This is a genomic window from Streptococcus suis, assembly GCF_046032515.1.
GTDB lineage: Bacteria > Bacillota > Bacilli > Lactobacillales > Streptococcaceae > Streptococcus > Streptococcus suis_AL.
The window spans coordinates 1-7,249 of record NZ_JARQPJ010000035.1; the positions used below are offsets into that span (position 1 = coordinate 1).

At 40.7% G+C, this 7,249-nt stretch carries 5 protein-coding genes; all 5 read right to left on the minus strand.

Annotated features, from left to right (window positions below):
• Positions 1–233 precede the first annotated feature (233 nt).
• The gene (locus P7J49_RS11165) at positions 234–926 is read right to left on the minus strand and encodes a methionine ABC transporter permease (RefSeq protein WP_014638544.1); all 693 of its coding nucleotides are present in this window, start codon (positions 924–926) and stop codon (positions 234–236) included.
• The gene (locus tag P7J49_RS11170) at positions 927–1,991 is read right to left on the minus strand and encodes a methionine ABC transporter ATP-binding protein (RefSeq protein WP_222309931.1); all 1,065 of its coding nucleotides are present in this window, start codon (positions 1,989–1,991) and stop codon (positions 927–929) included.
• Entirely contained in the window at positions 1,984–3,351 is a 1,368-nt protein-coding gene (locus tag P7J49_RS11175; RefSeq protein ID WP_408570702.1) for a M20/M25/M40 family metallo-hydrolase, read from the minus strand. The genes P7J49_RS11170 and P7J49_RS11175 overlap by 8 nt, the downstream gene beginning before the upstream one ends.
• A 155-nt stretch (positions 3,352–3,506) precedes the next feature.
• On the minus strand, positions 3,507–4,364 hold the full coding sequence (locus P7J49_RS11180) for a MetQ/NlpA family ABC transporter substrate-binding protein (RefSeq protein ID WP_029174451.1): 858 nt from the start codon (positions 4,362–4,364) through the stop codon (positions 3,507–3,509).
• 179 nt (positions 4,365–4,543) lie between these two features.
• Positions 4,544–7,249 (minus strand): hypothetical protein (locus tag P7J49_RS11185; RefSeq protein WP_411913834.1); only part of this gene is annotated, 2,706 nt, incomplete at its 5' end.

Here is a 7,249-nt window from a genome sequence, read left to right on the forward strand (position 1 = left end):
TTGATTGTTTTTTTATTCTAGTGTACAGGTAAATCCACGAATTCTCAACTGGGGGTCTTTACATATTGTCTATAAAAGAATTGGGGAAGTACTTTTTCACGTACCACCCAGAAATTGGAACAGTCTAAAGATAGAAGATTGCTAGGAACCTCTCAAGGTAGAGCTAACATCTACCTACTACAGTTGACAAAGATCAAAAAAAAGAGGACCAACTGTCCTCTCAAAAACATAACTTATCTATGACTAATCTTTCTCGTCAAGAAATCTCCAATAAACTGGATTACGAAGATGATGACCAAAATCAAAAGAGTTGCTAAAAAGGTCACATCATTATTATACCGTAGGTAGCCGTATGATAGCGCAACCTGTCCCAAACCACCTGCTCCGATAGCTCCTGCCATGGCTGTATAGCCGACCAAGGAAACCAGGGCAAATGTCGTCACACGAATCAAGTCAGGCAGACCCTCACGCAGATAGACAAGGACTATATCCCAGAAAGTCGCACCTGATGCCTGAGCCGCCTCAATGACACCACGGTCCAATTCTGACAAGACCACCTCAACCTGACGGGCAAAGAATGGAAAGACTGAAAGGGCGAGCGGCACCAAAGCCGCCTCTGTACCAATCGTTTTTCCAACAATAATTTTCGTCAAAGGAGCAATGGCCGCCAACAAAATAATGAAAGGAATGGCACGGAAGATAGAAGCTACCTTATCCAAAATCCAATAAACCGTCTTATTGGCAATAACCCCACGTGGACCTGTCAAAACCAAGAACAAGCCAGACACCAAGCCCATAAATCCACCAAAAGCAAAGGAAACAAAGGTCATATAGAGGGTCAAATTAAAATGTGTTAACCAACCTGTCTGACCATCCCAGCCTAATTTATAAATATCTGGAAAATTCGTTTGAATCCATTCTAACATCTAATTTGCTCCTTTCAAAATCGTCACTTCCACACGCGCCTCCGTCACTGCCTCTAAAGCACGGTGCAATTGACCTGGTTCTCCAGAGAGAATAACCACCATCTCACCGACTGGTGTATGGTCCAATATCTCAATATTACCATAAAGAATATTGGCAGATACTTGATAGAATTTATACAAGTCATTCACAATCGCCGTATCCGTATTGGAACCAGCATACTTGAGTTGCACCAAAATACTATTCTCAGGCAAATTCTTAACAATATCCTGCTGGTAAATTTTCACCAAGGCCTCATCAATTCCTGTTGCTGTTTTGATGAAATCCTGAGTCAATTCTTCTTTTGGATGAGAGAAGATTTCTAACACTGAACCTTCTTCGATCAAGCGACCATCCTGCATAACAGCCACACGGTTACAAATGTCTTTTACAATCTGCATCTCATGGGTAATCATAACAATGGTCAAGCCCAATTTTTCATTCAATTCCTGCAAGAGTGCCAAAATCTGCTTAGTTGTTTTCGGATCCAAGGCAGAAGTTGACTCATCTGAAATCAAGATTTTTGGATCATTGGCCAAGGCACGGGCAATGGCGACACGTTGTTTTTGACCACCAGACAACTGAGCTGGATAGTTTTCAGCACGGTCAGAAAGCCCAACCAAGTCCAACAACTTAGCAACCTTTTCCTTTTTCTCTTCCTTGCTCAAACCCGAATGCTTAAGGGCAAAGGCTACGTTTTCTTCTGCCGTCATTTGAGCCATCAGATTGAAATGCTGGAAAATCATGCCGATTTCACGGCGTTTGCTTCGCAATTGAGCTGGGGTAAGTGTGACCTTTTCTCCCTCGTAAATTACATCCTCATCGATAGTAATTTTACCCGCTGTCGGCACCTGCAATAAATTAATCACTCGAACAAGGGTAGATTTCCCTGCTCCAGAATACCCTACGATACCGTAAATATCCCCTTGATTGATATGGATGGTCACATCCTTTACCGCTTCGATCGTACGTTTTTTCTGCTGGAAAGTTACATCAATATTATCTAGCTTAATCATTTCCTTACTCATAACTTGCTATTAACTCCTCTACTAATTCAACATGGCTATAGTAGTCAGCGATGCTGACATTTTCATCACCAGCATGGTCACGACTGTTGGCATTTCCTAGACCAAAGCCCGCAATCGGTACACCTAGAGCATGAAAGACTGTGTGCATGGGTCCTGTCCCCGGTGACGTCGGCAAGACAGCAACCCCTTCTGGTGTCAATTTTTTAGCCAATTCAATCACATTGACAATGGCAGGGTGCGACATATCACTTCGGTAACTCTTTTCACCCAAGGTAAAGATAACTTCTACCTGACCAAAACCATGCTTATCTAAGTGCTGTCGAATTTTTTCCAAAACATCATGGGGGTCCAAACCAGGCACCAAACGAACCTCCATTTTCGCAGAAGCCTGGGCTGGTATGATGGTCTTGACACCTTGACCAAGATAGCCAGTTGACAAGCCTTCAATGGTAATCGATGGCTCAAAATACAAACGCTTGAGAAACTCACGACGATCTTCTACCAAGGTTGGAAAGGTTAATCCATAAATATCCGTCACAGACTGACTGGTCGCAAGTGCGAATTCCTCAACTAAGGCTAATTCACGTTCATTTGGTTCTTGAACTTGTTCGTAAATACCATCAACCAAAATTCGTCCATCAGCCGCTCTCATGGATTGAAGAGCTGACAACAAATACCAGCTTGCCGAATCAATGACACCACCATAGGAAGAATGAATATCCAAGTCAGCTGATTTGACCTGAAGATCGAAGGTCACAATTCCCTTATTTCCCCCAGCAATTTCTAGCTGATGTAGGCTATTGCGATGCCCCTGCTCCCAGACAAGCAAATCAGCACCAATCAAGTGTTCTTTGTATTTTGAAAGATACTTATCCAAGTCGACAGAGGCTGACTCTTCTGCCCCTTCCATAATAAAAATCACATTGACTGGTAAATGGCCATTCTGTCTAGCCTGGTATTTTTTCAAGGCCGACAGACGAGCTGTGATATGGCCCTTATCATCGTCCACCCCGCGACCATAGATATAACCATCAGAAACAGTCAATTCAAAGGGATTGCCCTTCTTCCAGACCTGATCGGCATCAGCAGGAACCGTGTCATAGTGATTGTAAAAAATCAAGGTTTTGGCATTTGGAACACTTGCCTCAAACCTAGCCATGACAAATGGCGCTGCATAGCTGTCGTCTAAAACAACAGCTGCCCCAGCTTCTTCAAACATTTCTTTCAAATAAGTCGCCACATCCAACAAACCAATCTGCTGAGCAAAAATAGATTTCTTTGAAATCAATACCTTCAACTTTTCAAAATAGTGCTGAATAATCAAATCTTGTTCAAAGGCTTGAATTTTACTATCTGCCATACTTCCTCCTCATACTTAATGAAAATGAATCAAATCTGCTAACCAAAATCAAAAATTTTCTCGTATTTCTGACTCTGGTTAAGAGATTTTTCTTATCTCTATAAAAACAGATAGAGGGCTGAACAATTCTGTCCAGTCCTCGACCTATTTACATTTTACCAAACTGGCTCATCCATACCGTCTGAAGTCTCTTCAATAACTTTTTTCACTTCATCCGTGTGGTAGGCTTCGATAATTTTCTTAATCGCTGCTGCTTGCTCTGATTTTTCCCAATCGCTACGAGCTGCAATCAAGTTGTACCACTGTTTTGAATTTTCATCTTTTTGTTCTTTATAAAGAGCGTTCTTGTAATCCAAACCAGCTTCCAACACAAATGTGTTGTTTACAACTGCTGCATCAACTGAGCTAAGTGAGCTTGCTGTTTGGCTTGCATCCAACTCAGTGATCTTCAAGTTTTTCTTGTTTTCAGTAATGTCAGCAATTGTTGCCAATTCTGTACCAGATACACCAACCTTGATCAAACCAGCTGCTTGAAGAAGGTAAAGGGCACGGCTTTCGTTTGTTGGGTCGTTTGGAACCGCAATTTCTGCACCATCTGGAATTTCTTCTACTTTAGTGTACTTGTTTTTTCCATCAGCTGTACCTGAGTAAAGACGAATTGGTGCGATATAAGTATCTGCAATAGCAACCAAGTCTTCACCATTTTCTTCATTCCAGTTGTTCAAGAAGTTGTAGTGTTGGAAAGCATTGATGTCTACTTCGTTTTCAGCTACCGCCTTGTTTGGCTGTGAGTAGTCTGTAAATTGAGTGAACTCCAATTTCACTTCATCACCAAGAATTTCCTGAACTTTATCCCAACGTGCTTGCTCAGAATCGCTCAAGCTCATCACACCTACACGAACAGTTGTTGCTGAAGAATCGGATGAAGAGCTAGTAGACGAGCTACCACATGCAGCAAGTACACCTACTGATAAAGCAGCTGTTGCCAAACTAAACAATTTTTTTAATTTCATAAAATAATCTCCTTAAATTAGAACTGTATCTATCTTAACACAGAATGTTCTTTCTGACTAATTGACTTTTTTTATAGAAAGTTATAACTTTTCGTTATAACAAATACCCTTGCAACTATAAGTATTGATAATAAAAAGAGGGAAGCTATTTCCCTCTTTCGTAATATTTTCCCAGCTTGCTAGCCTAAGAAATCTTTTTTCCTTTTAGCTACAGTTAAGCTAAGAAGTGCGAGTCCCGCCAAAATTGGTAGCTTGGACTGATGTCCATTTGTTCTAGGTAAGATAGAGGCCGATGATTTTTCAGATTCTACTTTCTGTCTCGAAACGGTAGTTGCTGAATATAAAGCCTCGTTATTAGTATTTCCCAATGTCAATTGGGTCGATACTTCGATAACTGGATACACTAGATTAGTTAGGTTACTTGAAGATTCAGTAACTGCTGATACTCCTTTGATTAGTGCAACAGGTGTTTCTATGACTGGCGGTTCGACTTCTGGTGAAGTTGGCGGCGTCTCTTCGACTGGCGGTTCGACTTCTGTTGGAGATGGCGGCGTTTCTTCGACTGGCGGTTCGACTTCTGGTGAAGTTGGCGGTGTTTCTTCGACTGGCGGTTCGACTTCTGGTGAAGATGGCGACGTTTCTTCGACTGGCGGTTCGACTTCTGTTGGAGATGACGGCGTTTCTTCGACTGGCGGTTCGACTTCTGTTGGAGATGACGGCGTTTCTTCGACTGGCGGTTCGACTTCTGTTGGAGATGACGGCGTTTCTTCGACTGGCGGTTCGACTTCTGGTGAAGTTGGCGGCGTTTCTTCGACTGGCGGTTCGACTTCTGGTGAAGTTGGCGGCGTTTCTTCGACTGGTGAGTCTACTTCTATATTTTCTACTTTCGAGCTTGATTTCAAATTGACAACAATTTCATAAAAGGGACCATTATAATTCAAATCGCTACTAAAAATTGTAGTGAAACCTTGACTTACCTCAACAGATTCAAAATAATATTCCCTTTCATCAATACCATTACTTTCATCACGAATGACATTATCAATTGTGGAGTTTGCAACTCGACGACTCTCTTTAACTACTGATTCACCATCTTTAAATTGAATAGTATATAAGGCTTGCCTGATAGTTGAATTATCGTAGATCACACCTTCTGGTAGAAGTTTTTTCTCAATTTCAGGCAGAGGGTTATCCGATGTATTTACAACTAGTTGCTGGTATGAACGTATTACCTCTGTTTGAGTCCGATTTCCAACAGTAACTGACCTTGAAGAGATTTGAGTCCCACCAGCACCAAGTAAATCAAATGTTACACCATGTTCATTTTCATATGCTGAAATTGCCTCACGAATCACTTGTTTCATTGCTTCAAGGTCTTCACCATGGAAATTTGTGCGAATCAGTACTCGCCCACTTGATTTTTCAACAACCTCAATATTGGTTACTATTGTCGTTTCAACAACCGGATTTAAATTTTCTACATCATTAGCCTGATTGACAACAATGGTTTTCGCAGGCAAACTATCAACAGTGGATAAGTAACTCGTATTGCCATAAATATCTGTCAGATATAAATATCTCAGATCATATTGTCCTGGTAAATAAGAATAGTGAATTGTTTCAGATAAAGTCAGTCTTTTTCGATTTCCCTCCAATTGCTCAATATTCGTAATATTTTCGCCAAATCGGAGTGTTCCTGACTCACTTTCAAATACGAGATTAACAGATGTGATATTCGAATTATCTTCCACTAAAAGTACCACTTCAACTGTCTCACCTTGTTTAGCTTCATTTCGACTAATTTCTAACTCAATAAACTTAGGTGCTGAAAAATCAGTAACGATATTAGGTGAGTTGATGATAGCCTGGGTAGCAATATTTTGAATAATTTCAGGTTCTGAAAGGCTATTTGATGAACTTTCGTTTTTAGCATTCAAATATATAAAGTCCAAAGATAAGTCTGACTTAGGATAATCACTTGCTATTGGTACCGTAACATCAAAGCGATACAGTCCGTCTGCAATCTTGATTGGGTTATTACTCTCTCCTCTAAGCACATATTGACTAGACAGTTTTTTATCAGATAGACCAAAGTAAATACGCTCCATTTCCTCTTCAGACGAAACCACAAAACTAGCAGTCAGTTTTTCTCCCGGCTGGTAAGACTCTTTATCAAATGTCAGGGATTCCAATTTAGGAACAGGAATATACTGTAGAGTCAATACCGTATCACCTTCTACAAGTTCACCGTAAAGAGAAGGTTGGTTCTCATATGATAATCTATAAATTTTTCCATCTTGCTCAATTGTCCGTACTTGATAATCATAGACATTGAAATTTGGATAGCTTTGAATTGGTTCAGATAAGCTCTCTGTTCCATCTGCAAAGACCGTCTTTTCACGATAACTAATTAATGTTTCTGGAACGGCTTCAACTGATTCTTTAAGAATTTGCCCTGACCTTGTTTGATACTGAACAATCACACGGCCCGTTTTCTTTTCGACCTGCTCTGTAGATACCAAATAAGGAGTGTAAGTATAGGTTACTTCCGTCAAACCAACTTTCAAAAGCCCTTGCTCTACACCGTCTACTTTAACCTTATAATACTGCCTACCATCCATACCATTCAGAAACAATGGAGCTTCACTACTAGTATCGTATGTAATCCCTGTCGCAACTGGTGCCTCCGAACCAAATGCTAACGTCGACACCACGCCTGAAATTCTCTTGTCTTCAGCTATGGCAGTCCCATTTTCAAGTTGATAATGAATCAAGACTGAACCTGAAGTAATACTATTAACCGTCATCGAAAGTGGTGCAAATGTATGTTCTGCCCATGTATTTTTCGAAGAATCGTAGTAAATAACATTATTGCCAATCTCATC

Coding starts and splice junctions, on each gene's coding strand:
- P7J49_RS11165 (WP_014638544.1), bottom strand. CDS start 926: ATGTTAGAATGGATTCAAACGAATTTTCCAGATATTTATAAATTAGGC.
- P7J49_RS11170 (WP_222309931.1), bottom strand. CDS start 1,991: ATGAGTAAGGAAATGATTAAGCTAGATAATATTGATGTAACTTTCCAG.
- P7J49_RS11175 (WP_408570702.1), bottom strand. CDS start 3,351: ATGGCAGATAGTAAAATTCAAGCCTTTGAACAAGATTTGATTATTCAG.
- P7J49_RS11180 (WP_029174451.1), bottom strand. CDS start 4,364: ATGAAATTAAAAAAATTGTTTAGTTTGGCAACAGCTGCTTTATCAGTA.